Below are 26,871 nucleotides of genomic sequence, written 5' to 3' on the forward strand. Positions count from 1 at the left end.
GGACCTATCCTGCCCGCCTGCGCCCGGGGCTGCAGGGTCCTGCCCGCCCGAGAAGTGGGCGCAGGTGGCGGTAATCCCGGGCGGAAACGACGACATGCGCCCACTTCTCCCCGGCGCGAACAGCGAGGTTGCGGCTACGAGTCGGCGTCGGGAGCGTCGCCCGTGCGTTTCTGGTGATCGATGACGAAGAAGGTGAGGGCGAGCACTCCGAACGGGAGGGCGATGGCCCAGTTGTGCAGCGCCACTCCCATCCCGATCGCCATGACGGCGAAGGCGATGGCGACGCCGACGTACATCTGGCGGGTGTCGCGGGTTTCGCTGGATACGCCGTCACGACGCCGTCGAGCGCGTTGCGGCCGAGCCAGGGCGCCCCCGCGGCGTGCGCGGCACGCCCGTGGTAGGTCACCCCGATGCGGCGGACGCCCGTCGTGCGCTGGCCGAGCACCGAACTCGTCCCCGATCCGCTGGCTGGATGCACGATCCCCGCGGCGTCGACGTCGTCGAATCCGCCGGCGCGGATGATCAGCTCCTTGCCGCCGCCGTTCTCCTCGGCCGGGGTTCCGATCAGCGACAGTCGGCCACTAAGGCGCGCGACCACGGGCGCCGCCGCGAGAAAGGCCCCGACTGCGATCCCGGCGATGATGTTGTGGCCGCACGCGTGCCCGACGCCCGGCAGCGCGTCGTACTCCGCGATGATCGCGAAGTGCGGGGCGGATGCCGCGGCATCCTCCCCCGCCCCCTCAGCCGCGCCGGGGTCACTCGCGCCGTCCGGCCCAACGGTCGCGCCGTCCGGCCCAACGGTCGCGCGCAACGCCGTCGGCAGCCCGTATGCTCCCACCTCGGCGGGGACCCCGTGCGCCGCGAGCAGCGCCGCGATGCGGGCGACGGTGGCGTGCTCCTCGAACCCGATCTCCCGGTGGGCGTAGAGATCGCGCACCAGCGCCGTGAGGTCGGGCCGGAGGGCGTCGACGCGCTGAGCCAGCTCGATGTCCTCAGCCACGGTGACCCCTTCCGTGGGCGGTTGTGGCGGCATCCTCCCCCGCGAAGCCGCCACTACTGCCCAGCCAACGGGCGTCCGCCCGCGACCCACGGGCATCAGCCCGCGACCGACGGGCGTCCGCCCGCGACACCGCACCGCCCGCGGCTGTCACAGCTCGACGACCGCCCCGTCGGCGGTGCGGAGGGTCAGGCGGAAGCCCGCGGCCTCCCCAGGGGCTGCGGCGACGACCTCGGCCGCGCCGTCGCCCAGACCATACGCGTCCAGCACCCGCTGCAGCGGCTCCGGGTCGGGCTCGACCCGCACGAACGAGACGAGCTCGATCGTGGGGATGTCGCCGAGTCCGGGCTGCGCCGTCGCGCCCCAGTCGATGAGGAAGGGGACGTCCAGGCGCCGGTCCTCCCCGCGCGTGAGCCGCCACTGCAGCAGCGTGCCGTCGGGGGTGCGCCGCGACAGGTCGCTGACGTCACCCGGATCGTAGCCGCGCGCGCGGGCGGCCGCGACGGTCGCCTCGATGTCGTCGGGATGGACGGCGTAGGCCTGCACGCGCGGCTCCCGCAACCCGCTGATCCCGAACGTCGCGGGCAGCTCGGGCTCGGACCGGCGCGGGTTCGGCCCGATGAGCTCGATGTACTGCGGACCGCGGGCGCCGTCGATCGTCAGCGCGACGAGCGCGTTCGCCGTTCCGGTCGGATGCGCCCCGCCGGGCGCGGCGACGACACCGGTGCGCTCGGCGAACCAGTCCACGAGGTCTTGCAGGTCGGGCCCGGCGATGACGATGTGGTCGAGAAGCGTGGGGATGCTCATGCGGCCACCCCCTCGCCGGCGCGGCGCGCCGGCACCTCGGGCTCGCCGAGGGAGAGCATGAGGCGATTCGCCCAGTTGAAGAACGCCGCACCGCCGATGACGTCGACGATCTCCGCGTCGCCGAGGCCCACGCCGCGCAGCCGCGCGATGTCGTCGGCCCCGAAGTCCAGCGGGGTGTCCGCGAGGGCGACGGATGCCGCGACCACCGCGTTCCACGTCTCGTCGCCCAGATCGGCGTCGACGCCCTCGTCGAGCAGCCGCTGCACGTCGTCGCGGCGCCCCGACTCGCGGGTCGCGGCGGCGGCGTGCACCGACGCGCAGAAGACGCAGCCGTTGCGGCGCGAGGTGGCCGCCGCGGCCAGTTCGCGCTCGGCGCGGCCGATGCCGCCGTCGACGTTGAAGAAGATGTCGAGGTCGGTGAGGGTGCGCGCACGCAGCGCCTCGGGGTCGCGCGCGAGCAGCCGGAAGTAGGGCATCTTGGCGCGCGCCGGCTCGATGAGGGCATCGCGCTGGAGGTCGGTGAGCTCCTCCTCTGCAACGGGGGCCAGCCACGGCACCCAGCCGAGGCCCTGCTGCGTGAACGCGTCGGGACGGGCGAGGTCGGGGTAGTCGGTGACGACGGTCATGTCAGGCTCCTTCGGTGGCCGCGGTGGCCGAGGTGGCGAGCGCGGGGACGGATGCCGCGGCGAGCGCGCGCAGGCCCCACGCGAGCCGCAGCTGGAAGCTCAGGAACGCGACGAGCTGCGACAGCGAGACGATGTCGTCGGGGCTCCACCCGGCGTCCGTCAGCTCTTGCAGGGCATCGGGGCGCGCCTCGCGCGGACGGAAGACGAGCAGGTGGGTGTGGGCGAGCGCCGCGGCCAGCCGGGGACCTGCGGCGGCGATGGTCTCGGCATCCGGCGCCCAGCGCAGCCCCGCACGGGACTCCGCGGCGAGCCCCGGCTCGCGGTAGTCGCCGTAGGGGCCGCTCGTCGCGGCGGCGGATGCCGCGGTCACGACCGCGGCGGCGAGCTCCGGCGCCTCGTCGGCGAGCAGGTCGTCGTAGAACGCGGTCGCCTCGGCGAACGCGTGCAGGCGGGCCGTGAACGCGGCGACCGCGTACCGCTCGGCGAGCGGGAAGGTGCCGGGGTCGGCCGGTTCGAGCAGGGCCTCGAAGCTGCGCTGGGCGTTCTCGCGGGCCTGCGGGCGCTGGTCGCGCACCGCGTCGAGGGCGTCGCCGGGCGAGATCCCGGCGAGCAGATCGATGATGTCGGTGGTCATGACAGTCCTTCCGATGAGGCGGTGACGAGGGTGCGGTGCGCGTGGTGGAGGTCGGCGGCGGCCTGCGGTCCTGTCGCGAACCCGAGCCGCGGGGCGACCTCGTCGGCGAGCAGCTGCAGCGAGCGCAGCGTCAGCTCGTGGGTCGCGGCGATGGAGTGCACCTGGAACGACACGTCGCTGACGGCGGCGAGGGTCTCGTCGCGAGCGAGCGAGGCGACCACCTCCTCGACGGTGCCGACGTGGGTGTCGGTGACGCGGGCGAGCTCGTCGATGCCGAGGCCGGTGGTGTCGAGCCCGAACATCGTCTCGGCGAGGCGCCGCAGGCCCGCGTCGGCGAGCTCGAGGGCGCGGGTGCGGTTCTCGGGGTCGACGACCAGCGCGGTGCGCGAGGCGAGCACGCGCACCGGCGCCCCGTCGGGCAGCGCTTCGCGGTAGGCCTCGATGATGGGCAGCTGCAGGTCGTGCAGCGGCGCGTCGGGCGCGTCCGCGGGGCGGGGCTGCGTGCGCGAGAGCAGCAGGCCGTCGCCGCGTTCGCCGGCGCGCCGGCCGCCGTCGGCCGAGAACGTCGCCTGCCAGATGCGCTGGTCGAGGTCGCCGGCGGCGGGATAGATGCGCGAGTCGGTGCCGCGGATGCCGCGACCCCCCAGCGCGTCGAGCAGCACCTCGAGATGTTCGGCGAAGATCTCGCGACGGCGGTCGGACTCGCGCCCGAACGCCGCGAACGACGACGGAGTGCCCCCCGTCGCCAGCCCCAGCTGCACCCGCCCGCCGCTCAGCTGGTCGAGGACGGCGGCGTCTTCGGCGACGCGCAGCGGATCGTCGATCGGGAGGGTGACGACGCCGGTCGCCAGCGCGATGCGGCTCGTGCGCTCGGCGGCGGCGGCCAGCAGCACGAACGGCGACGGCAGGCCGCCCTCGTCTTCGCCGAAGTGGTGCTGCGCGATCCACGCCGACGCGAACCCGCTGCGCTCGGCCTGATCGATCTGCTCCAGCGCGAAGCGGTAGCGGTCGGCGGCGGACGCGTCCTCGAGCAGCCGGGTGAAGAACCCGAGCCTGGGTCCACTCATGCGGGTACCTCTTCCTTCTGAGCCGGGCTCTGCCCGGTGTGGTCGGTGGCGCCGGTGCCGGTGGCGGGCCCGCCACCGCGCAGCGAGGCGCCGGGGATCGCGGCCAGCAGTTGCTGCGTGTACGGGTGCTGCGGCGCGTCGAACACCGCGCGCGCGGTGCCGTGCTCGACCTGGCGACCGCGCTGGAGCACCGAGACGGTGTCGGCGATCTGCCGCACGACGGCGAGGTCGTGGGAGATGAACACGTACGTGAGGCCGAGCTCTGACTGCAGGCGCGCGAGCAGCCGCAGAATCTGCGCCTGCACCGTGACGTCGAGGGCCGACACGGCCTCGTCGAGCACGACGAGCTCAGGTTCGACGATGAGGGCGCGGGCGATCGCGACGCGCTGGCGCTGACCGCCGGAGAGCTCCCGCGGATGCCGTGCCCCGATCTCCGGGGCGAGCGAGACGAGCTCGAGGTGGTGCGCCACACGCTCCGCCCTCTCGGCGCGCGTGCCCAGCCCGTAGTTGCGCAGCGGCTCCGCGAGGATCGCGGCGATGCTCTGCCGGGGGTCGAGCGACGCGTACGGGTTCTGGTAGACGAGCTGGGTGCTGCGGTGGAACGCGCGGCGCGCTCGGCTGCCGCGGAGCGCGGTGACCTCGGCATCCTCCACCCGGATCGATCCGGCGGTGGGTCGGTTGAACCCGGCGATGCTGCGCCCGGTCGTCGTCTTGCCCGAGCCGGACTCGCCGACGAGGGCGTGGGTGGTGCCGCGGGCGATCGTGAACGAGACGTCGTCGACGGCGACGAGCGGGTCGCGCCCGGCGCGACGGAACTCCTGCCGGAGCCCCGTGACCTCGACGAGGGGGCGGGCGGCGGCATCCACGACGGGAGGGGTGCGCTCCACGACGCTCGCGAGCGACGGGGCGTCGGCGAGGAGGGTGCGCGTGTAGTCGGCGGCGGGCGCGGCGAGCACGTCGGCCGTGGCGCCCTTCTCCTGCACCTGGCCGCCGCGCATGACGACGATCTCGTGGGAGCGGTCGGCGGCGACGGCGAGGTCGTGCGTGATGAACAGGATGCCGGTGCCGCTCTCCTCTCGCAGCGTGTCCAGCAGGTCGAGGACCGTGCGCTGCACCGTGACGTCGAGCGCGCTGGTGGGCTCGTCGGCGATGATGAGCTCGGGCTCGAGGGCGAGCGCCGCGGCGATGAGCACCCGCTGGCGCATGCCTCCGGAGAGCTCGTGCGGATGCTGCCGGGCGCGCAGCTCGGGATCGTCGATGCCCACGCGGTCGAGCAGGTCGATCACGCGCGCCTGGATCTTGCGGGCATCGTGCCAGCCGTGGATGCGGAGGGCCTCGGAGACGCTCGAGCCGATCGTGGTGACGGGGTTCAGCGAGTTGCCGGGATCCTGCGGGATGAGGGCGATGCAGCGTCCGCGCAGGTGGCGCCAGCGCTTCTCGGACAGGCCGACGAGCGGGGTGAGCCCATCGGTCCGCTCGTTCAGCTCGATGCTGCCGGCGGCGACGTGGCCGTTGGCGGCGAGCAGGCCGATGACCGACTGCGCGACGGTGGACTTGCCGGAGCCGGACTCGCCGACGAGGGCGGTGACCTTGCCGGCCTCGACGTCGAACGAGACGCCGCGGACGGCGTCGACCGGGCCGCGACGGGTACGGTACTGCACGGCGAGGTCGCGGATCGACAGCAGGGGCGCGGTCATGCGGCATCCTTTCGGCCGATCGCCTGGCTGAGGCGGTTCGTGGCGAGGACGACGAGCACCACGACGGCGCCCGGGAGCACCGTCAGCCACCACGCCGTCGCGACGTAGTTGCGGCCCTCGGCGATGAGCAGTCCCCACTCCGGGGTGGGCGGCGGCGCACCGTACCCGAGGAAGCCGAGGGTCGAGATCTGCAGGATCGCCGACCCCAGCTGCAGGGCGGCGAGCGCGATGACGGGAGTGAGCGAGTTGGGGAGCACGTGGCGCCACAGCACGCCGAAGAACGTGCCACCCGAGCCGTACGCGGCCTCGACGAAATCGCTGACGCGCACGCTCACGACGCGGGAGCGTGCGAGGCGCGCGAAGACGGCGATCGAGGTCACGCCGACGGCGATCGCGGCGTTGGTGGTGCCGAACCCGAGCAGGATGACGACGCTGAGCGACAGCAGCAGCCCGGGAATCGCCAGCAGCACGTCGACGAGGCGCATGAGCACCTCGTCGAGCGCGCCGCCGACGGCGCCCGCCGTCACGCCCAGCGCGGTGCCGACGACGAGGCCGACGGCGACGGCGACGATTGCGCCGATGATCGACTGCGAGGCGCCGTAGACGACGCGGGCATAGAGGTCGCGCCCCGTGGCGTCGGTGCCGAACCAGTGCTCGGCGCTCGGGGCGAGGAGGGACGGCGCGACGGTCTCGGTGGGGCTCTGCGACGTGAACAGACCCGGCGCCACCGCCCAGAGCACCGCGAGGGCGAGCACGACGAGCGGGATGAGCACACCCGGCTGCAGCAGGGCGCGCCGGCCGTCGGCGCGGGCGCCGCCGGGGGCCCGCGTGGGGAGCCGGAGCGAGGCGAGGGCGGTCATGCCGGGACTCCGATCGGGTCGGCGCGCACGGCTTTCGCGGCGCGGGGCGTGCGCAGGCGGGCATCGAGCACGGGGTAGAGCAGGTCGACGATGAGGTTGATCGCGACGAAGGCGACGGTCGAGATGACCACGACCGCAAGCAGCACGGGGGTGTCGCGGTTCGCGACGGCCTGCGCCGTCAGCTGCCCGATGCCCGGGCGTGCGAACACCGTCTCGGTGACGACGGCGCCGCCGACGAGCTCGCCGAAGAGGAGCCCCGCCATCGTGAGGGTCGGCAGGAGCGCGTTGCGCGCGACGTTGCGCCACAGCAGCCACGACGTGCTGGCGCCGCGGGCGCGCACGACCGTCACGAACGGCTGCTCGCGCACCTCGTCGATCGAGCGCATGAGCACCTGCGCGAGAGGCGCGGCGATCGGGATCGACAGGGTGATCACCGGCAGGATGAGCGCCTGCACCGGGTTGGCGCCGATGACCGGCACGAGGCCGAGGCGGAACGAGAAGATCTGGATGAGGATGATGCCGATCCAGAACACCGGCAGCGACACGAAGAACGGCGGCAGCCCGCGGAAGAAGCGCCGCAGCCACGTGCCGCGCCCGTAGGTCGCGGTGAAGGCGATGACGACGCCGAGGAAGATCGCGAGCCCCAGTCCCAGCACGGCGAGGGTGAGGGTCGCCGGAAGCGCCGTCGCGATGAGGTCGGAGACGGCGGCGCCGCTGGCGACCGAGTAGCCGAAGTCGCCGGTGAGGAACCCGGCGATAGATTTCACGTACTGGACGATCAGCGGCTGGTCGGCGCCGAGGGCCTCGCGGATCGCCTGGATCTGCGCGTCGGTGAGGCCGAGGTCGGGGTTGGCGTACCGCGCGATGATGGCGTCGCCGGGGAGGGCGGCCAACAGCAGGTAGGCGCCGGTGTAGGCCAGCGCCAGCACGAGCAGCGCCTGCCCGGCGCGGTGCAGAACGTACGACATGGGGATCCTCTCGGTCGCCCGGCGGGCGGGGCGTCGTGCCCCGCCCGCCGGGCGACGGCGGCTCAGTTCGCGAGCCAGGCGGAGTAGAACGACGGGCGGCCGACCGACTCGGTGGCGAAGCCCTGCACCTTCGCGGTGAGACCGAACACCTGCGGCTCCTCGAAGATCGGCAGGATGTAGGCGTTCTCGGCGAGGTACTGCTGCGCCGCGGCGGAGGCCGCCGTGCGCTCGTCGGTGGTGGGCTCGGAGGCGATCGCCTGCAGCAGCGTGTCGAGCTCCTGGTCGCCGACCGAGCCGTCGGCCTTGCTGAAGTTCAGCAGCGTGTTGCGGTTCTTCGAGAAGTACTGCGACTTCAGCACGTCGAAGTCAGCGCGGCCGACCATGGAGTGGTAGACCTGCACGACGCTCTGGTCGGCGGATGCCGCGGTCTGCGCCGCCTGGTCGCCGGCGTACAGCTCGACGTCGATGCCGATCTTGCCCAGCTGCTCCTGGATGAGGGTGACGACCTCCTTGGAGCGCGGCTGCGGCAGCGCCTCGTTGAAGGTGAGCGCCAGCTTCTGGCCGTCCTTCTCACGAACGCCGTCGGATCCGAGGGTCCAGCCGGCCTCGTCGAGGAGCTCGGACGCCTTGTCGGGGTCGTACGCGTAGTACGAGGACGTGTCGACGTAGCCGAGCGCGGTCTTGGCGAGCGCACCGGTCGCGAGCGGGTAGTTCTCGGTGAAGAGGGTGTCGACGATCTGCTGCCGGTCGATGCCCGCGATGATCGCCTGACGCACGCGGATGTCGCTCAGGCGCGGCTCGCGGAAGCGGAAGCTGAGGCCGTTGTTGACGCCGTTGGTCGATGCGGCGACGAGCGAGAGGCCGGAGGCGGTGAATTGCGCCTCGTCGGGCGCCTCGATCTGGCGGGCGATGTCGGCCTGGCCGGCGACGACGGTGCCGACGCGGACGCTGTCCTCGGCGGCGACGACGTAGTCGATGCCGTCGAGGTAGGCGCGGCCCTGGTGCTCGAGCGAGGCGGGGGCCCAGTCGTAGTCCTCGCGGGCCTTCACGCTCGTCTTGGTGCCGATCTCCTCGGCGGAGACGACGAACGGGCCGCTGCCGATGATCTCGGTCGCGTTGCCCGGGCCGAACTGCTCGCTGGTGCGGTCGAGGGTCGCGTCGGAGAGCAGACCGGAGTTGATGGTCGACACGGCCTGTGCGAACCCCGGGGAGGGTGCGGTGAAGCGGAACACGACGGTGTCGGCATCCACCACCTCACCGTGGTCGTAGTTGTTGATCGCTTCGGAGACGGGGAGGGCGCGGTCGGTGTCGCCCTTGCCGTAGAGGTCGATGTTCTTGACGACGTTCTCGGCCGTCAGCGGCGTGCCGTCGGAGTAGGTGACGTCGGTCCGCAGGTCGAACGTGTACTCGGTGGCGTCGTCGTTGACCGTGTAGTCGGTCGCGATCCACGGCTCGAGCTCGAGCGTCTCGGGGTTCTGGTACAGCAGCCGGTCGGTGATGTTGTTGACGAGGCCGCCGTTGGGGTAGAAGCCCGCGGACGGCGGGTAGAGCGTGCCCCACGCCTGCGGCTCGAGGTAGGTGAGGGTGCCGCCGGTGGTCGGTTCGCCGGCGGCGGTGGATGCCGGGGTGCCGCCGCCGGACGAGCATCCGACGACGAGGGCGGCGACGGCGACAGCGGATGCCGCCGCGAGGACCGCGCGAGTGGTACGGGACATGGGGACTCCAAGTGAGGCGGGTGCTGTGGTCGGGAGAGTCCAGCCCACCACTGGCGGCGGCGGTGCCGCCAACCGCCGGTCACGCGGCGTAAGCGTCCGTCACACGCCGTAACGAGGGGTCATGCGCCGTAACGATGTCGGGTCGCGCGGCGCGCCGTCGGCTCAGTCGGCGGCGGTGAGCAGCGCGACGGGGTACCGCGCCAGCAGCGCGGCCAACGGCACTCCACCGCCGTCGAACTCGGCGCCGGTGAATGCGTCGCGCCAGCGTCCTGAGGGCACGAGCATGGCCGTATCGCGCCAGCCGCCGGCGGCGGCGAGCCCGACCGGCAGGCGCGTCGCGACGGCGATCGCCCCGCCGCGGTCGAAGCCGATCGCGTGAGCGGATGCCGCGCCCACCGCCTCGAGCGGCGTGTACCGCGTGAAGAGGTCCGGGCGGTCGCGGCGCAGCCGCAGCGTGCGCGAGGTGACGAGAAGCTTCGCGGCACCGGCATCCGCCCCCTCGTCGTCGACCCCCGGCAGCCACCCCTCGTCGAGGCGCGCTAGGAGCGCGCGGCGAGCCGCGAAATCGACCGGGCGGCGGTTGTCGGGGTCGACGAGGGAGTGGTCCCACAGCTCGGTGCCCTGATACACATCCGGCACGCCGGGACCGGCCACCTGGAGCAGCTTTGCCGACAGCGCGTTCGAGCGCCCGGGGCCGGCCACCGCTGCGACGATCGTCTCGATCGTCGGCCGCGCCGCGCCGAACGCGGCGTCGATCAACGCGTGGACGCGCGTCTCGAAGTCGGCATCCGGGTCTTCCCAGCTCGTGCCGACGCCGCCCTCGCGCGCCGCCTTCTCGGCGTAGGCGTGCAGCCGCTCCGGCAGGGCGGGGTCCTCGGACCACGCCCCCACGACCGCCTGCCACAGCAGGTCGTCGAGGGACCTGTCGCCGGTCGACGCGATCGCCCGCAGGTCGTTGAGGGTCGCCACCCACCGCTCCGCCACCTCGGCAATGACGGTGATGCGGGCGCGGGTGTCCTCCGACCGCTTCGTGTCGTGGGTGGTCAGCGTCGTCAGCGCGTGCGGCCACGACGCCTGCCGCCGCGCGAACGCGTCGTGGAACGCCTGCGGCGCAAGCGAGAACTGCGACGGGTCGCCGCCGACCTCGTTCAGCGACGTCAGCCGGCTGTAGCGGTAGAACGCCCGGTCCTCGACGCCCTTGGCCATCACCGGCCCGGTCGTCTGCATGAACCGCGTCGCGAACTCGCCGCGCGGATCGCGGCGGATGAGGCGCGCCACGGTGCGGATCGGCACCGCGAGGTCGGGCCGGCGGGCGGATGCCGCGGCCACCGCCTCCGCGAGGTACTCCGCCCCCGCGGGCAGATACGCGCGGTAGACCCCGAACGCGGCGAGGAGCTCGGCAATCGCGTCGCGCGCCTCGTCGTCGTCCTCGAACGCGCTGCCCTGACCGTCGGGGATCGCCCGAATGATCCGGCCCACCTCCGCGGCCTGTGACGTGTCGGCGACCTCGCGCTTGGTCCGGGCGATCAGCTCGTGCCAGTCGGGTGCATGGGTCAGTGGACCGACGCGCGGGAGGTCGTGCGGCGTGGATTCGTGCGGCTGCGGCGGCTGGGCGAGCACCAGCGCGCCGCCGGGGTCGGTGAGCACCCGATCGATCTCCCCGAGCGCGTCGTACCCGGTCGTGCCCTCGGTCTCCCACCAGCCGGGCAGCTGCTCGCCGGGCTCGAGGATCTTCTCGACGTAGACGGGGATCGGGTGGGACAGGGGGGACTCGGGGCGATGATCGGCGGAGGGGTCGGGGCGTTTCGTCTCGCTCGTTCCTCGCTCGCTCAACGACCGGGGGGTTCCTCGCTCGCTCGACGACCGGGCGGTGGCCGCCGCGGCGGCGAGGCGGTCGAGGTAGCCGCCGGGGTCAGCGAGACCGTCGGGGTGGTCGATGCGCAGACCGTCCACGAGCCCCTCGCGCAGCCACCGCAGGATCTCGACGTGCGACGCGTCGAACACTTCAGGCAGCTCCACGCGCACCCCCGCGAGCGAGGTCACCGTGAAGAATCGCCGGTAGTTCAGAGCCTGCGCATCCCGTCGCCAGTTCTCCCACCGCCAGTGCTGGCGGGCGAGCACGTCGCGCACGACCGCGGCATCCGTCGTCTCCTGCTGCGGCGCCGTCCCCTCGGCCAACGGCAGCACGAGGTCGTAGTACCGCGCCGTCCCGAAGGGCGCGCGCGCCCCGGCATCCGATGCCCCGGCATCCGCCGGCGCCACCGTGATCTCACCGGCCGCGAGCACCTCGTCCAGGTCGCCGCCCAGGACGGGCAGCACGACCCGCCCGTCGCCGAACTCCCAGTCGATGTCGAACGCGGCGGCGTGTGGCGACGCCTCTCCGCGCAGCAGCACGTCCCACCACCACGGGTTCTCCCCCGGATCGGCCACGCCCTGATGGTTCGGCACGATGTCGACGAGGATGCCGAGACCCGCCGCCCGGGCCGCGTCGACGAACCGGGTCAGCGCCGCCGCTCCCCCGCGCGCCTCGTCGACGCGCGTCGGGTCGACGACGTCGTACCCGTGCGCGGAGCCCGTGGCCGACTGCAGGATCGGCGACAGGTACGCCCAGTCGACCCCGAGCGCGGCGAGGTAGTCGGTGACGGATGCCGCGGCATCCAGATCGAACTCCGCCCGCACCTGCAGGCGATACGTCGAGCGGGGTCGGGGCGTCGAGGTCACGAGGGCCTCAGTGGGGCAGCTCGATGGTCGGCGCCTGGGCCGGCACGAGATCGATCGGCGTCGTCAGCGCCGCCAGCGACGCGGCGACCGAGTGATCGGTCTCGGGCGTGTCGTCCTCGTGGTCGCGGAGCACGACGAGCGAACGCGCGTCCAGCGCGATGACATCGCCCCCCGAGCGCGGCCCGGAGTCGGCGAGATGCCCGGCGGTGTCCACCACGACGTCCCACCGCGGGCTGTACTGCGCCGTCGGGATCGTGAAGTCGATCGGCTCGTCGCCCCCGTTGAACAGCACGAAGAAGTGCCGGTCGGTGATGGGCTCGCCGCGGCGATCGCGCTCGCGGATGCCGTTGCCGTTGAGGAACACCCCGATCGCGCGGCCGAACCCGGAATCCCAGTCCTCGGGCTGCATCTCGGTGCCGTCGGGCCGCAGCCACGCGATGTCGGGCACCGGCGCGCCCTCCTCCCGGCGGATCGGGCGGCCGTTGAAGAACCGGCTGCGCCGGAACGTCGGGTGCTCGCGGCGCAGGCGGGTGAGGGCGGCGGTGAACTCGATGAGCGGCTGGTCGATGTGCTCCCAGTCGACCCATGTGATCTCGTTGTCCTGCGCGTAGCCGTTGTTGTTGCCGCCCTGCGTGCGGCCGAGCTCGTCGCCGTGGCTGATCATCGGGACGCCCTGGCTGATCAGCAGCGTCGCGAGGAAGTTGCGTTGCTGCCGCGCGCGCAGCGTCAACACGGCGGGGTCGTCGGTCGGGCCTTCGACGCCGCAGTTCCACGAGCGGTTGTGCGATTCGCCGTCGTTGTTCTGCTCGCCGTTGGCTTCGTTGTGCTTCTCGTTGTACGACACGAGATCGCGCAGCGTGAAGCCGTCGTGCGCCGTGACGAAGTTGATGGATGCCACGGGGCTGCGGCCGTCGTGCTCGTAGAGATCGGCCGATCCCGTCAGTCGCGACGCGAACTCGCCGAGCGTCGAAGGCTCGCCGCGCCAGAAGTCGCGCACGGTGTCGCGGTACTTGCCGTTCCACTCCGTCCACTGCGGCGGGAAGTTGCCGACCTGGTAGCCGCCGGGGCCGAGGTCCCACGGCTCGGCGATGAGCTTGACCTGACTGACCACCGGATCCTGCTGCACGATCTCGAAGAACGCCGCGAGGCGGTCGACCTCGTAGAACTCGCGCGCGAGGGTCGCCGCCAGGTCGAACCGGAAGCCGTCGACGTGCATCTCCAGCACCCAGTACCGCAGCGAGTCCATGATGAGCTGCAGCGTGTGCGGGTTGCCGACGTTCAGGCTGTTGCCCGTGCCGGTGTAGTCGGTGTAGTAGCGCTTGTCGGTCTGTTCGAGGCGGTAGTAGGCCTCGTTGTCGATGCCGCGCATCGACAGGGTCGGCCCCAGGTGGTTGCCTTCGGCGGTGTGGTTGTACACGACGTCGAGGATGACCTCGATGCCTGCCGCGTGCAGGGCCCGCACCATCCCCTTGAACTCCTGCACCTGCTGGCCGCGCTGGCCGGCCGAGGAGTATGTGTTCTGCGGTGCGAGGAAGGCGATCGTGTTATAGCCCCAGTAGTTCGACAGCCCCTTCTCCTGGAGCGTCGAGTCGTTGACGAACTGGTGCACGGGCATGAGTTCGATCGCCGTCACGCCGATGCGCTTGAGGTGCTCGATGATGACCGGATGCGCGATCGCGCTGTACGTCCCGCGGATCTCCTCCGGAATGTCCGGGTGCCGCTCGGTGAGCCCCTTCACGTGCGCCTCGTAGATGACGCTCTCGGCGTAGGGCGTCTTCGGCTGCCGGTCGCCCGCCCAGTCGAAGAACGGGTTGATCACGACGCCCTTCATCATCGCCTGTGCGGAGTCGTCGTCGTTGCGCGAGTCGGGATCGCCGAAGTTGTAGCCGAACACCGACTGGCCCCACTCGACCTGGCCATCGACGGCCTTCGCGTAGGGGTCGAGCAGCAACTTGTTCGCGTTGAACCGCTGCCCGTTCTCGGGATCGTTGGGCCCGTACACGCGGTAGCCGTAGCGCTGCCCCGGCTGGACCGTCGGCAGGTACGCGTGCCACACGTGGGCGTCGACGTCGACGAGTTCGACGCGGCTCTCCTTGCCCCGATCGTCGAACAGGCACAGCTCCACCTTCTCGGCCCCTTCGCTGAACAGCGCGAAGTTCGTGCCGTTGCCATCGAAGGTCGCCCCCAGCGGATACGCGGAACCCGGCCACACCTGCATGTGCTCTCCCCTGTTCAGTACCCTCAGCCTAGAACCCCGGAGGTTACGCGGGGATGTCGTCGCGGGGGCCTGGACGCGCGCCCGCGCACTTGCTATGCGGCATCCGTCGCCGCGCCGACGCGCCGTTTCGCCGAGCGGGCCTGTTCTCGCCGACCGCGCCTGTTCGCAGCGGTACACAGCGGGCCCTCTCGGCGAGAAGAGGCGCACTCGGCGTCGTGAGGTGGGGTGAGGGGGTGGGATGCGCCCGCTCGATCGGCACCCCGAGCGCGCGGATGGCGTCGAGGCCCGCGGCCAAGCCCCCCAGCATCCCCTCGACGGCGGCGAGACACCGTTCCTGCACCGAGACACGGGTGCAGGGGCGGTGTCTCGGTGCAGGGACCGCGTCTCGCCGCGAGGCACCCCGGGTTCGCGGCTCGACGCCGGACGCGGCGCAGGGCGACGCACCGCGGGTCAGCGCAGCGACAGCTGCTCGTCGAGGTACTCGGCCAGCGGACGCCTCGCGCCGGCGGCGTTCCACACCACCGACGGGATGCCGCCGACAATCGCGAGCGGGCCGGAGGCGCCGCCCCGGGACACCGCGTCCACGTCGATCTCCACGGCTCCCAGGTGCAGCGTCTCGCCGTCGGCGAAGCCGCCGCGCGCGGCGGCCGCGGCGCGCTCAGACCGCTCGCGCTGCGCCTGCGCCGTGTAGCCGCGCGGCGCCTCGGTCCGGGCGCGGAGGATCTCGCCGGTGGCGTAGACCGCGGCATCCGCGATCAGGAGCACTCCGACGTGCCACGCCTCGCCGACCGGAACGATGCGCGGCGCCCGGCCGAACCCGAGCAGCCGGCGTGCGTGCGCCCAGTCGCCCAGTCGCTCGCGCGGCGACCCGGCCAGGCGGCGCCGTGCGTCATCGAACAGCGCCTTCACGTCGGTCTCCGCATCCATCCGCGCCTCACACCTCGTCGTCGACGCGGACAGTCGTCGACGACACCCGGTCGCCGCGCAGAGCCATGCCGATGAGGGGGAACAGCAGCACGGAGAGCATTCCCGGGTCGTCGAGCAGCGACGCGAGGTCGAAGGTCACGCCGGTGTAGATGAAGAACAGTGGCACGAGAAACCCGAGAGCGAGCTCGAACACGACCACCGGCACCCGCAGCCGCGGCCCGATCGCCCGGGCGGCGAGCGGCGCGATCACCGCGAGCAGCGGGATCAGCACGATCGCGGTGTCCAGATGCTCCACGGCTCACACGATAGCGTCGCGCTCTCGTCGTCGGGCGGCGCGCGCGAGCGCCCGCCTCACGCGCGCGGCCCGGGGCGAACCGAGAGGTCGCTGATGACGGCGTCGCGCGGCAGATCCAGTGCCGTGATGATGGCCGTGGCGACGGATGCCGGGTCGATCCACCGGTCGGCGTCGTAGTCCGCGCCCTCCTGGGCGTGGACCTTCTCCTGCATGGGCGTCGCGGTGCGGCCGGGGTAGACGGTCGTCACGCGCACGCCGTGGCGCGCCTCCTCGCCGCGCAGGGCGTCGGCGAGCGCTTTCAGGCCGTGCTTCGACGCGGCGTACGCCGCCCAGTCGGGGTGGGCGGTGAGCCCCGCGCCGGAGTTGACGAACAGCACCTGGCCGCGCGCGGCGCGCACGCGCGGCAGCAGCACGCGGGTGAGCTCGGCGGGGGCGACGAGGTTGACAGCGAGCTGGCTCGTCCAGGCCGTGACCGGCAGGTCGGCGACGGCGCCGAGCTCCACGATGCCCGCCGCGTGGATGAGCGCGTCGACGGATGCCGGGACCCCGGCATCCTGAACTGCCTCGGCGATCGTCTCCGGACGGGCGAGGTCCGCGACGACGGGGATGCTGCCGGGGAACACTTCGGTCAGCTCCGTGGCGCGCGCGGCGTCGCGGGCCACGACGACGAGCTGGTCGCCGCGGGCGTGCAGCCGCTCGGCGACGATCCGCCCGATACCCGAGCCGGCGCCGGTGATCACGTGCGTCGTCATGGCACCCATCCTCGCATCGCCCCGCCCCGCCCCGCCCCGCCCGCCGACCCCAGCCCCCCGTCGACCCCCCGAGCCCGCCCGCGGGGCGAGGACTAGATCCCGCCGACTAGCGCCCGCGGGTCACCACGCGCCGGGTCTGTAGTCCTTCAGGAACACACCGAACAGGTCTTCGCCCGCTTCGCCGCGAACGATCGGGTCGTAGACGCGCGCGGCACCGTCGACGAGGTCGAGCGGCGCGTGGAAGCCCTCCTCCGCGAGCCGGACCTTCGTGGGATGCGGGCGCTCGTCGGTGATCCAGCCGGTGTCGACGCTGGTCATGAGGATGCTGTCGGACTCGAACATCTCCCGCGCGCTCGTGCGGGTCAGCATGTTGACGGCCGCCTTGGCCATGTTGGTGTGCGGATGCCCCGGTCCCTTGTACCCGCGGTTGAACACGCCCTCCATCGCGCTGACGTTGACGATGTAGGTGCGGCGGGCGGGGCTTGCCGCGAGCGACGCGCGCAGCTTGGAGATCAGCAGGAACGGTGCCGTCGTGTTCGCCAGCTGCACCTCGAGCATCTCCAGCGGGTCGACCTCGTCGACCGACTGCACCCACGAGTTGGTGTGGTGCAGGTCGGGGATGAGCCCGCCCGCGTCGATCGCGGTGCCGGCGGCGAGACGCTCTAGCGAGCTGGATCCGGCGGCCATCGCCTGCTCGGTGAGCTCGTCGGCGCGCGAGGCGGCCGCCGCGAGGATCGGATGGGCGGTGACCGAGCGCTCGAGGGCCTGCGGATGCTGGTCGTTGGTATGCCCGAAGGTCACGAGCTCGGGCAGCGGACCGTCCGGAAGGGGTGCCAACTCGGCATCCACCAGCGGCTGGTACGCCCCCGGCGAGCGCCGCACCGTCTGCGTCGCGTTGTTGATGAGGATGTCGAGGTGCCCGGCCGCGGCGACGTCGTCGGCGAGCCCGAGAACCTGGGCCGGGTCGCGCAGATCGATGCCGACGACCTTCAGCCGGTGCAGCCAGTCCGCCGCGTCGGGCAGGCTCGAGAAGCGCCGCACGGCGTCGCGCGGGAACCGCGTCGTGATGGTGGTGTGCGCGCCGTCGCGCAGCAGCCGCAGCGCGATGTACATGCCGATCTTGGCGCGTCCGCCGGTGAGCAGGGCCCGCCGGCCGGTGAGGTCGGTGCGCGCGTCGCGCTTGGCGTGACTCATCGCCGCGCAGGCGGGGCAGAGCTGGTGGTAGAACGCGTCGACGAGCGTGTACGGCTGCTTGCAGATGTAGCAGGCGCGGGCCTTGCGGAGCGTCCCCGCCGTCGGCGCGGTGGTGGACGTGCTGATGGGGATGCCGCGGGTCTCGTCGTCGATCCGGTCCGGCGCCCCGGTGGCCGTCGCGGCGACCACGGCCCGGTCGGCAGCGGCCTCCTCTTCGCGCAGCTGCTTGCGGCGGGCGATCTTCGCGGCCTTGAACATCTTCGCGGTCGCCTGGCGGACGGCGATGAAGTCGGGATGGGTCTGGTCGACGGCATCCAACTGTGCGAGCACACGCAGCGTCACCTCGAGCTCCGCCGGATCGATGCCGCTCGGACGGCGGTCGCCGGCAGGGTCGACGGGGGTCGCGGGGGCGGTCGGGGGCGTCTCGGGCACACGAGATTCTATTCGCCGCGGCTGGGGAACTCCCCGCCTGCTACCGTGCCAGCGTGACCATCACCCGCCGCATCCACGTCTCGGCCGCCGTCATCGTCGATGCGGATGACCGGCTGCTGCTCGTGCGCAAGGCCGGCACGACCTCGTTCATGCAGCCCGGCGGCAAGCCCGAGGCCGGCGAGACGCCCGCCGAGACCCTGAGCCGCGAACTCGCCGAGGAGCTGGGCCTGGTGGTGGATGCCGCCGCGCTCGCGCCCCTCGGCCGATTCGAGGCGGCCGCGGCCAACGAGCCCGGATTCGTCGTGGTCGCCGACGTCTTCGCCGTCGACATCGGTGGGCAGCGGCCCGCCGCGGCTGCGGAGATCGCCGAGCTGCGGTGGGTGTCGCGCGCCGAGGCTCACACTCTGGAGGTCGCGCCGCTGGCGCGCGAGAACTTCCTGCCGGCCTGACGCGCGGGCGCCGCGGCGCTACGCCAGCGGGTGGTCGTGCACGGCCGAGCTGAGGCTCGTGCCGTTGAGGTCGAGGTACAGCTGACCCTCGGTCACCGACAGCGTCAGGGTGTTGCGCCGCGCGACGGCGGCGGCCGCGGCATCCACGAATCCGGCGTCGAACGTGCGCAGCACGATCTCGTCGGCGCGGTGGATCTTCTTGCCCGCCCACAGCGGCAGGAGCTTCGCGGGGTCGCGGTGGCTGTAGATCACGGTGCGGTCCGCGAGCTTGCTGCCGCGGTGCAGCCGGTCGGCATCCGGCGCGCCCACCTCGATCCACGCCGTGATCGCCCCGGTCGCGTCGCGCACCAGAACCGCGGGCTCGTCGGTCGCCGAGATCCCCTCCGTGAACGCGATCCCCTCGGCGTGCTCGAGGCAGTAGGCGAGCAGGCGCGTCACCATGAAGGCGTCGGTCTCGGACGGATGCCGGGCCATGCGCAGTGACAGATCCTCGTACACCCCGCGGTCGAGGTCCGCGAGCTGCACGTCGAAGGTGTGGATCACTGCGCCTGCGGCCATCCCTCGAGCCTACGTGCCCGCCCCGATATCCTGTTGCGGCAGCCACCTGGGGAGGACACACGTGCAGACGGTCGAGGACAGGGCGCGGGTCGAGGCCATCGCCGATTACGGGATCGTCGGCGCGCCCGTCGAGCCCAGCCTGGTGTCTCTGGCCCAGCTTGCGGCGACGCTGTGCCAGGTGCCCACCGCGGTGGTCAACATCATCGACGACCGCGCGCAGCATCAGGTCGCGGCCGTCGGGTTCGACGCCGGGGTGTGCGGGCGCGAGGACTCGATGTGCGCCGTCGTGCTGCAGGATGCCCGTCACGTGCTCGTTCCCGATGCGCAGCGGGACCGCCGCTTCACCGACAACCCCTTCGTCACCGGCGAGCTGGGACGCGTCCGCTTCTACGCCTCGAGCCCTCTGATCACCCCGGCGGGAATCTCCATCGGCACCCTGTGCGTGTTCGATGAGGCGACGGGGTCGCTCACCGCGGAGCAGAGCGCGGCGCTCGATCTGCTCGCGCATCAGGCGGTCGAGGTGCTGGAATTGCGCCGGCTGACGCAGGAACTGGAGCGCTCGAACGGCGAGCTGGCCCACTTCGCGGGACAGGTCAGCCACGATCTGCGCAATCCGCTGACCGCTCTCGTCGGCCACCTCGACCTCGCCGCCGAGGCCGCCGCATCCGGCGCGCTGCCGCGCATCGCCCGTGCCGTCGACCAGGCCGAAGCCGCCGCCACGCGGATGGAGGGGATGATCACCGACCTGCTCGCCTACGCCCGTGCGGGCGGCGCGCAGCCGCGCCGCGATCGCTCGTCCCTGCGAGAGATCGTCGCGACCGCCCTCGACGACCTCTCGGCGGCCATCGCCGCCGCCGAGGCCTCGGTGACGGCGACGATCGCGGAGGAGACCGACACGGTCGTCGGCGACCCGATGCTCTTGAGCCTGCTGGTGCAGAACCTGGTCGCCAACGCGGTGAAGTTCGCGCTCGCCACCGGCATCCGCCCACTCGTCGAGATCACCGCCGTCCGCACCGAGCAGGGCTGGAGCCTCACGGTCGACGACAACGGTCCCGGGGTACCCGCGGATCAGCGCGACCGCGTGTTCGGTGCGATGGAGCGCGGCGACGAGCGCGACGTGCCGGGACTCGGTCTGGGACTGGCGACCTGCCGCCGCATCGTGCAGATCCACGGCGGGCGCATCGCGATCGACGACTCCCCGCTGGGCGGCGCGCGCCTGCGGGTCACGTTGCGCGACTGAGCCGGCACCCGGCACCGCGCGCGCCCCGCGCGCCGAACGCGCGCTACGGCGCGGCGGGGCGATCGAGTCCGTCGAGGGCGACACGCAGCACGTCGTCGGCGAGGCGGTCGGGGTCGACCGCGCCGCCGGGGCGATACCACTCGGTGAGGGAGTTGACCATGCCGAATACGAGCCGCGTCGCGACGGCGGCGTCGATGTCGTCGGCGAGCGCGCCCTCGCGCTGCGCGTCGCGGACGATCGCCGTCACCCGCTGATCGAACGCGCGCCGCCGCTCGAGGGCGGACCTCTCGGCGTCGCTGTTGCCCCGCACTCGCAGCAGCAGCGTCACCTCGGGGAGCCGCTCGGTCAGCACGCGCACGGCGCCGCGCACGACGTGGCGCAGCCGGTCGATCGCGGCGTCCTGCGTCGCGAGGGCCTCGGCGAGCGCACCCTCCAGGGCACCCAGCGCGTCGTCGAGGGCGCTCTGCAGAATCGCCTCCTTCGAGGCGACGTGGTGGTACAGGGCCGACTTCGTCAGGCCCAGCCGGGCGGCGAGGTCGGCGACCGAGGTCGCGTCGTAGCCCTGCTCGTTGAACAGCTGCACCGCGATGCGCACCACCTGCTCACGGTCGTACCCCGGCCGGCCGCGGCGCGGCGGCGGGGAGTCGAGGTCGGGTGTCGCCATGCCTCCACCTTCCCAGAACTGACGACCCGACGGCCTGACGACCCGACGGCGATCACGGTGCGCGGGCGCCGGACGCGCATTGCCGGCATCCCGTCCCTCTGTCATTATTACTGAACGATCGTTCTGCAATGCAAGGGCGCGCAGCGCTCGGAGAGGACGCCGATGTCCGAGATCCCCACGGTGGCCAGTTTCGTGCGCGAGGGGTGGTGGACTCCGGCGCCGGATGCCGAGACCACCACGATCCGCGACGCAGCGACGGGCGAGGAGATCTGGCGGGTCGGCACCGCGGGGCTCGATCTCGCCGGCGCCGTCGCGCACGCACGGACCGTCGGGCAGGAGAGCCTCGGCGCGCTCACCTTTCACCAGCGCGCCCTGCTGCTCAAGCAGTTCGCCCTCGCCCTGCAAGACCGCAAGGACGAGCTCTACGCGCTGTCCGCGTGCGCCGGCGCGACGGCGCGCGATTGCGCGACCGACGTCGACGGCGGCATCGGTGTGCTGTTCACCTATGCCTCGAAGGGCCGGCGCGAACTGCCGAACGCGCGGGTGGTCGTCGACGGCCCCGCCGAGCCGCTGTCGAAGGACGGCTCCTTCCTCGGGCGGCACGTGTACACGCGGCTGCCCGGGGTCGCCGTGCAGATCAACGCGTTCAACTTCCCGGTGTGGGGTGCGCTCGAGAAGCTCGCGCCCGCGTTCCTCGCCGGCGTGCCGACGATCGTGAAGCCGGCCACCCCCACGGCGTATCTGGCGGCGACGTGGGTGCGCATCCTCGTCGACGCCGGCCTCGTGCCCGCCGGCACGCTGCAGCTGGTGAGCGGTCCGGTTCCCGACCTGTTCGAGCTGCTCGGCCTCGGCGATCTCGTGGCGTTCACCGGCAGCGCCGACACCGCCGCGCGCCTGCGCGCCCGAGCGCGACCGGGCGTGCGCTTCACGACCGAGACCGACTCGATCAACGCGTCGGTGCTGGGCCCGGATGCCGTCGCCGGCACTCCCGAGTTCGACGCGTACGTGCGGCAGCTCTTCGTCGAGCTGACGACCAAGGCCGGCCAGAAGTGCACCGCGATCCGCCGGGCGATCGTCCCGGAGGGCGCCGCCGACGCCGTCGTCGACGCGCTGCGCGCGATGATCGCGGCGCGCACCGTGCTGGGCGACCCGCGCGCCGAGGGGGTCACGATGGGCCCGCTGGTCTCGCTGATGCAGCGCGACGAGGTGCGCCGACAGGTCGCGCGGCTGCAGGAGGGCGGCGGCCGCATCGTGCTCGGCTCGCTCGACGCACCGGAGGTCCGCCGCACCGACGGCAGCACCGGCGCCGCGCCGGACGGGGCGTTCCTGGCGCCGCTGCTGTTGCGGTTCCGCCCCGAAGACGCGGGGCAGGATGCCGCCGTGCACACCGTCGAGGCCTTCGGCCCGGTCGCGGGCCTGCTCACCTACCGCACGGTCGATGAGGCGGCGGACCTCGTCGCGCGCGGCGGCGGGTCGCTCGTCACGAGCGTCGCGACGGCCGATCCCGAGGTGGCGACGCGGCTGCTCGACCGGATCGGGGCGTACAACGGCCGCATCCTGTTCCTCGACCGCGATGACGCGCGCACCTCGACCGGCCACGGCGCTCCCGTTCCGCACCTGGTCCACGGCGGCCCCGGCCGGGCCGGCGGCGGCGAGGAGCTCGGCGGCATCCGCGCGGTGCTGCACCACATGCAGCGCACGGCCGTGCAGGGTTCCCCGCGCATGCTCACCGCGCTGACCGGGGTCTGGCATGCCGGTGCACCGGCGCAGGCGGGCGGCATCCACCCCTTCCGCAAGACCCTCGCCGACCTGCGGCTGGGCGACCGGATCGACTCCGCCGAGCGCGAGGTCACCCTCGCCGACATCGAGACGTTCGCCCGCTTCACCGGCGACACGTTCTACGCCCACATGGACGAGACGGCCGCCGCCGCCAACCCGTTCTTCCCGGGCCGGGTCGCGCACGGATACCTGCTGGTCTCGTTCGCCGCGGGGCTGTTCGTGGATCCCGATCCCGGTCCGGTGCTCGCCAACTACGGCCTCGAGAACCTGCGGTTCGTCACGCCGGTGTCGCCGGGCGACCGCATCCGCGTCGCCCTCACGGCGAAGCAGATCACGCCGCGCGAGACCGATGAGTACGGCGAGGTGCGATGGGATGCCGTCATCCACAACGACCGCGACGAGGTGGTCGCGAGCTACGACGTGCTCACGCTCGTCGCGAAGGAGTGAGCGTCACCGACCCGATTGCGCCGCTCCTCCACGAGATCTACACTTTACTGAACGAACGGTCTGTAAAAGGAGTCGACGATGACGACGGCGGACACCGCGTTGCGCGACGAGCGCCAGGACGAGTTCGACGCCCTCATCGCGGCCGACCAGCGCATCGAGCCGCGGGACTGGATGCCCGAGGCGTACCGGCGCACCCTCATCCGCCAGATCTCGCAGCACGCGCACTCCGAGATCATCGGCATGCAGCCCGAGGGCAGCTGGATCACCCGGGCACCGAGCCTCAAGCGCAAGGCGATCCTCATGGCCAAGGTGCAGGACGAAGCGGGCCACGGCCTGTACCTGTACTCCGCGGCGCAGACTCTCGGCATCACGCGCGACGAGATGACGGCGCAGCTCATCGACGGACGGGCGAAGTACTCGTCGATCTTCACCTACCCCACGCCGACCTGGGCCGACATGGGCGCGATCGGCTGGCTCGTCGACGGCGCGGCGATCTGCAATCAGGTGCCGCTGTGCCGCGCCTCGTACGGCCCGTACGGTCGCGCCATGGTCCGCATCTGCAAGGAGGAGTCGTTCCATCAGCGCCAGGGTTTCGAGATCCTGCTCACGCTGATGCGCGGCACCGACGCGCAGCGCGAGATGGCGCAGGATGCCGTGGACCGCTGGTACTGGCCGTCGCTCCAGATGTTCGGTCCGCCCGATGAGGCCTCGCCGAACTCCGCGCAGTCGATGGCGTGGAAGATCAAGCGGTTCAGTAACGACGAGCTGCGCCAGCGCTTCATCGGCATGCTCGTGCCGCAGGCGGAGGTCCTCGGCGTGCGGCTGCCCGATCCCGAGCTGCGCTGGGACGACGCCGCCGGGCGCTGGCACACCGGCGAGATCGACTGGGACGCGTTCGCCGAGGTGCTCGCCGGCCGCGGACCGTTGAACGCCGAACGCCTCCGGCATCGCCGCGAGGCGCACGAGGACGGCGCGTGGGTGCGCGAGGCCGCCGCGGCCTATGCCGCCAAGAAACGGGCCGAGCAGACCGCCACGACGACCCCCGAGCACGACCCCGCGTCCGACCCCCTGCCGCGAGAGGCGGTGGCGTCATGACCACTCCCGGCGGGTCCCCGGCCGAGCCGTGGCCGCTGTGGGAGGTGTTCGTCCGCGCGAGCCGCGGGCTCAGCCACGTGCACGTCGGCTCGCTGCACGCTCCCGACGCCGACCTCGCCGTCCGCAACGCCCGCGACCTCTACACGCGCCGGGGCGAGGGCGTGTCGATCTGGGTTGTGCCGTCGGATGCCGTGACGACGAGCGACCCCGCCGCCAAGGGCGCGTACTTCGAGTCCCCCGCCGGCAAGAACTACCGTCACGCGGTGTACTACACCGCATCCGAGGGGGTGCCGCACCTGTGACCGAGCCGCACGCGCAGATCGTCGTCGACGAGCGGATGCTGGCCGCCGAGCTGCAGGGCGACGACGCCCGCCCGGCGAGCGCCGACGTCGCCGCGTACGCGCTGCGGCTCGGCGACGACGCGCTGATCCTCGCGCAGCAGCTGTCGCGGTGGATCGCGCGCGCCCCCGAGCTCGAGGAGGACGTCGCGCTCGGCAACATCGCCCTCGACCTGCTGGGCCACGCGCGGTCGCTGCTGCGGTTCTCCGGAGCATACGACGGGCGCAGCGAGGACGATCTGGCGTACTTCCGCGACGAGGCGGAGTTCCGCTGCGCCTGGCTGTTCGAGCAGGACAACGGCGACTTCGCCCACACGATCGCCCGGCAGCTCGTCGCGTCCGGGTACCTCTTCGAGCTGTACACCGACCTGCAGCGCTCGACCGACCCCGCCCTGGCCGCGATCGCCGGCAAGGCCGTGAAGGAGGTCGAGTACCACCGCGACCACGCCGTGCAGTGGACCCTGCGGCTCGCGGGCGGCACCGCGGAGTCGCGCCGTCGCATGGTCCAGGCCCTCGCGGACATCTGGCCGTACGTGGACGAGCTGTTCCGCGACGATGACCTCGTCGATCGGCTGGGCGGCGTCGCGGTGCGACCCGCGACGCTGCGCTCCCGCTTCGATGCCGTCGTGGCGGCGGTGCTGGCCGAGGAGGATCTCGACGTGCCCGCCGGCCCGATCGCCGCCGGCGGCGGGCGGGCGGGGCGGCACTTCCCGACGCTCGGCCCGATCCTCGCCGAGATGCAGTCGCTCGCGCGCCGGCATCCGGGGGCGACATGGTGAGCGACCTCGAAACGGCCCGGGCGATCGCGGCATCCGTCTGCGATCCGGAGATCCCGGTGCTCACGATCGACGACCTCGGCGTGCTGCGGGAGGTCGCGATGGAAGAGGATGCCGTGGTCGTGACGATCACGCCGACCTACTCCGGCTGCCCCGCGATGGACGCCATCCGTGACGACCTCGTGCTGGCGCTGACGCGGGCGGGGTTCGCCGACGTGCGGGTGCGGACGGTGCTGTCGCCGGCGTGGACGACGCAGTGGATGACGGATGCCGGCAAGCGCACGCTCGCCGCGTACGGCATCGCGCCGCCGACCGGGCGGCGCGCGCCTGGTCCTGTCCCCGTCACGCTCGGCGTGGCCTGCCCGCAGTGCGGGTCGCTGCGCACGCGGGAGGTCTCGCGGTTCGGCTCGACGTCGTGCAAGGCCCTGTACGAGTGCGCCGCGTGCTTCGAGCCGTTCGACCACTTCAAGGTGCACTGATGACGCTCACCGACGAGGCGCTCGAGGCGCTCGGGGCCCGCACCGGGCGGCGTCGCGCCCGGTTCCACCGGCTGCGGGTGGTGGAGGTGCGCCCGCTGACCGCGGATGCCGTGGAGGTGACCTTCGCGGTGCCGGACGAGCTCGCCGACGCCTTCGACTACGCCCCGGGACAGTACGTCGCGTTGCGGGCGCGGATCGACGGCGCCGAGGTGCGACGGTCGTACTCGATCTGCCGCCCGCCGACCCCGGGACGCCTGTCGGTCGGCATCAAACGCGACCCCGACGGCCGCTTCTCGTCGTGGGCGCAGTCGCAGCTGCGCCCGGGCGACGAGATCGACGTCATGAGCCCGCAGGGCACGTTCGTCTCCACCCGCACCGGTACCCCGACCGACCACGTCGTGGGGATCGCGGCAGGATCGGGCATCACGCCCATCATGTCGCTCGCCGCCGCGGTGCTCGCGGCATCCGCCACCTCATCGTTCACCCTCGTGTACGCCAACCGGTCCTCGACCGACGTCATGTTCGTCGACGAGCTGGCAGACCTGAAGGACCGCTACCCGGCTCGGCTCGCGATCCACCACGTGCTCTCGCGCGAACAGCGCACGGCGCCCGTGTTGAGCGGGCGCATCGACGAGGCGCGGCTGCGCCGGCTGCTGGCCACGCTCGTGCCGCCGGAGAGCGTGGCCGAGTGGTTCCTGTGCGGGCCGTTCCCGCTCGTGCAGCTGTGCCGCGACGTGCTCGCCGACGTCGGCGTGCCGGCCGATCGGGTGCGGTTCGAGCTGTTCTCGACCGGCGCGACGCCGACGGCCGGATCGGACGGCGGGCGCCCGGTCACGGTGCGGGCCGACGAGCCGGTGCGGACGATCGAGGTCACTCTCGACGGCACCTCGTCCCGGGTGACGAGCCCGGTGAGCGCACACGAGACGATCCTGAACGCGGCGCTGCGGGTGCGCGCCGACGTGCCATTCGCCTGCGCGGGCGGGGTGTGCGGCACGTGCCGCGCGCGGCTGCGCGAGGGGGCGGTGCAGATGACCGAGAACTACGCGCTCGAGCCGGACGAGATCGAGCGCGGGTACATCCTGACGTGCCAGTCGCACCCGACGAGCGACCGTGTCGTCGTGGACTACGACGGGTGA

At 72.6% G+C, this 26,871-nt stretch carries 25 protein-coding genes; 8 read left to right on the forward strand and 17 right to left on the reverse strand.

Annotation, left to right across the window (positions count from 1 at the left end; genetic code table 11):
• Positions 1-4 precede the first annotated feature (4 nt).
• The 15 genes from JOD60_RS00200 to JOD60_RS00270 form a co-directional block, all read right to left on the reverse strand.
• A complete protein-coding gene (locus JOD60_RS00200; protein WP_232321652.1) occupies positions 5-1,000 on the reverse strand; it encodes a M20/M25/M40 family metallo-hydrolase in 996 nt (331 codons plus the stop codon).
• Positions 1,001-1,147: 147 nt separating this feature from the next.
• The gene (locus tag JOD60_RS00205) at positions 1,148-1,804 is read right to left on the reverse strand and encodes a VOC family protein (protein WP_076691705.1); all 657 of its coding nucleotides are present in this window, start codon (positions 1,802-1,804) and stop codon (positions 1,148-1,150) included.
• Positions 1,801-2,430, reverse strand: a complete 630-nt coding sequence (locus JOD60_RS00210; RefSeq protein ID WP_076691706.1) for an alkylhydroperoxidase domain protein — start codon at positions 2,428-2,430, stop codon at positions 1,801-1,803. Before JOD60_RS00210 ends, JOD60_RS00205 begins: the two co-directional genes overlap by 4 nt.
• Position 2,431: 1 nt before the next feature.
• Entirely contained in the window at positions 2,432-3,064 is a 633-nt protein-coding gene (locus JOD60_RS00215) for a CMD domain protein (protein WP_076691707.1), read from the reverse strand.
• The gene (locus JOD60_RS00220; RefSeq protein WP_076691708.1) at positions 3,061-4,131 is read right to left on the reverse strand and encodes a putative FMN-dependent luciferase-like monooxygenase; all 1,071 of its coding nucleotides are present in this window, start codon (positions 4,129-4,131) and stop codon (positions 3,061-3,063) included. The genes JOD60_RS00215 and JOD60_RS00220 overlap by 4 nt, the downstream gene beginning before the upstream one ends.
• A complete protein-coding gene (locus tag JOD60_RS00225; protein WP_084202063.1) occupies positions 4,128-5,828 on the reverse strand; it encodes a dipeptide ABC transporter ATP-binding protein in 1,701 nt (566 codons plus the stop codon). Before JOD60_RS00225 ends, JOD60_RS00220 begins: the two co-directional genes overlap by 4 nt.
• Positions 5,825-6,688, reverse strand: coding sequence for an ABC transporter permease (locus JOD60_RS00230; RefSeq protein WP_076691709.1), 864 nt, complete (start codon positions 6,686-6,688; stop codon positions 5,825-5,827). Before JOD60_RS00230 ends, JOD60_RS00225 begins: the two co-directional genes overlap by 4 nt.
• On the reverse strand, positions 6,685-7,656 hold the full coding sequence (locus tag JOD60_RS00235) for an ABC transporter permease (RefSeq protein WP_076691710.1): 972 nt from the start codon (positions 7,654-7,656) through the stop codon (positions 6,685-6,687). Before JOD60_RS00235 ends, JOD60_RS00230 begins: the two co-directional genes overlap by 4 nt.
• Before the next feature lie 62 nt (positions 7,657-7,718).
• Positions 7,719-9,371, reverse strand: a complete 1,653-nt coding sequence (locus tag JOD60_RS00240) for a TIGR04028 family ABC transporter substrate-binding protein (protein ID WP_076691711.1) — start codon at positions 9,369-9,371, stop codon at positions 7,719-7,721.
• Between the two features lie 162 nt (positions 9,372-9,533).
• The gene (gene treY, locus JOD60_RS00245) at positions 9,534-12,092 is read right to left on the reverse strand and encodes a malto-oligosyltrehalose synthase (RefSeq protein WP_076691712.1); all 2,559 of its coding nucleotides are present in this window, start codon (positions 12,090-12,092) and stop codon (positions 9,534-9,536) included.
• Positions 12,093-12,099: 7 nt separating this feature from the next.
• Positions 12,100-14,310, reverse strand: a complete 2,211-nt coding sequence (gene glgX, locus JOD60_RS00250; RefSeq protein ID WP_076691713.1) for a glycogen debranching protein GlgX — start codon at positions 14,308-14,310, stop codon at positions 12,100-12,102.
• 450 nt (positions 14,311-14,760) lie between these two features.
• Positions 14,761-15,237 (reverse strand): glutaminase, encoded by a 477-nt coding sequence (locus tag JOD60_RS00255; protein ID WP_076691714.1) that lies wholly within the window; start codon positions 15,235-15,237, stop codon positions 14,761-14,763.
• 7 nt (positions 15,238-15,244) lie between these two features.
• On the reverse strand, positions 15,245-15,532 hold the full coding sequence (locus JOD60_RS00260; protein WP_076691715.1) for a hypothetical protein: 288 nt from the start codon (positions 15,530-15,532) through the stop codon (positions 15,245-15,247).
• 56 nt (positions 15,533-15,588) lie between these two features.
• Complete coding sequence (locus tag JOD60_RS00265; RefSeq protein WP_084202064.1) at positions 15,589-16,284, reverse strand: SDR family oxidoreductase; 696 nt, start codon at positions 16,282-16,284, stop codon at positions 15,589-15,591.
• A 120-nt stretch (positions 16,285-16,404) separates the two neighbouring features.
• Positions 16,405-17,910 carry an SDR family NAD(P)-dependent oxidoreductase gene (locus JOD60_RS00270; protein WP_076691717.1) on the reverse strand — a complete coding sequence of 502 codons (1,506 nt, stop codon included), beginning with the start codon at positions 17,908-17,910 and terminating at the stop codon, positions 16,405-16,407.
• A gap of 53 nt (positions 17,911-17,963) precedes the next feature.
• Here JOD60_RS00270 and JOD60_RS00275 point away from each other — a divergent pair, with 53 nt between their 5' ends.
• On the forward strand, positions 17,964-18,359 hold the full coding sequence (locus JOD60_RS00275; RefSeq protein WP_076691718.1) for an NUDIX hydrolase: 396 nt from the start codon (positions 17,964-17,966) through the stop codon (positions 18,357-18,359).
• A gap of 18 nt (positions 18,360-18,377) precedes the next feature.
• On the opposite strand, the gene JOD60_RS00280 is transcribed toward JOD60_RS00275, so the two are convergent.
• Positions 18,378-18,917, reverse strand: coding sequence for a YaeQ family protein (locus JOD60_RS00280; protein WP_076691719.1), 540 nt, complete (start codon positions 18,915-18,917; stop codon positions 18,378-18,380).
• A gap of 61 nt (positions 18,918-18,978) precedes the next feature.
• Between JOD60_RS00280 and JOD60_RS00285 the strand changes: the two genes are divergently transcribed.
• Positions 18,979-20,157, forward strand: coding sequence for a sensor histidine kinase (locus JOD60_RS00285; RefSeq protein ID WP_232321653.1), 1,179 nt, complete (start codon positions 18,979-18,981; stop codon positions 20,155-20,157).
• A 43-nt stretch (positions 20,158-20,200) separates the two neighbouring features.
• Here JOD60_RS00285 and JOD60_RS00290 read toward each other — a convergent pair whose 3' ends face one another.
• The gene (locus JOD60_RS00290; protein ID WP_076691720.1) at positions 20,201-20,821 is read right to left on the reverse strand and encodes a TetR/AcrR family transcriptional regulator; all 621 of its coding nucleotides are present in this window, start codon (positions 20,819-20,821) and stop codon (positions 20,201-20,203) included.
• Positions 20,822-20,983: 162 nt separating this feature from the next.
• On the opposite strand from JOD60_RS00290, the gene paaZ reads away from it, so the two are divergent.
• The 6 genes from paaZ (at position 20,984) to paaE (ending at position 26,871) form a co-directional block, all read left to right on the forward strand.
• Positions 20,984-23,047 (forward strand): phenylacetic acid degradation bifunctional protein PaaZ, encoded by a 2,064-nt coding sequence (paaZ, locus tag JOD60_RS00295; RefSeq protein WP_076691721.1) that lies wholly within the window; start codon positions 20,984-20,986, stop codon positions 23,045-23,047.
• Positions 23,048-23,125: 78 nt separating this feature from the next.
• Positions 23,126-24,142, forward strand: coding sequence for a 1,2-phenylacetyl-CoA epoxidase subunit PaaA (gene paaA, locus JOD60_RS00300; protein ID WP_076691722.1), 1,017 nt, complete (start codon positions 23,126-23,128; stop codon positions 24,140-24,142).
• On the forward strand, positions 24,139-24,444 hold the full coding sequence (gene paaB / locus JOD60_RS00305) for a 1,2-phenylacetyl-CoA epoxidase subunit PaaB (RefSeq protein ID WP_076691723.1): 306 nt from the start codon (positions 24,139-24,141) through the stop codon (positions 24,442-24,444). Before paaA ends, paaB begins: the two co-directional genes overlap by 4 nt.
• A gap of 35 nt (positions 24,445-24,479) precedes the next feature.
• Positions 24,480-25,259, forward strand: a complete 780-nt coding sequence (gene paaC, locus JOD60_RS00310; RefSeq protein ID WP_084202191.1) for a 1,2-phenylacetyl-CoA epoxidase subunit PaaC — start codon at positions 24,480-24,482, stop codon at positions 25,257-25,259.
• The gene (paaD, locus tag JOD60_RS00315; protein ID WP_076691724.1) at positions 25,253-25,735 is read left to right on the forward strand and encodes a 1,2-phenylacetyl-CoA epoxidase subunit PaaD; all 483 of its coding nucleotides are present in this window, start codon (positions 25,253-25,255) and stop codon (positions 25,733-25,735) included. The genes paaC and paaD overlap by 7 nt, the downstream gene beginning before the upstream one ends.
• Complete coding sequence (paaE, locus tag JOD60_RS00320; protein ID WP_076691725.1) at positions 25,735-26,871, forward strand: 1,2-phenylacetyl-CoA epoxidase subunit PaaE; 1,137 nt, start codon at positions 25,735-25,737, stop codon at positions 26,869-26,871. The genes paaD and paaE overlap by 1 nt, the downstream gene beginning before the upstream one ends.

Origin of the sequence: Microbacterium aurum (assembly GCF_016907815.1) — a bacterium.
Lineage (GTDB): Bacteria > Actinomycetota > Actinomycetes > Actinomycetales > Microbacteriaceae > Microbacterium > Microbacterium aurum.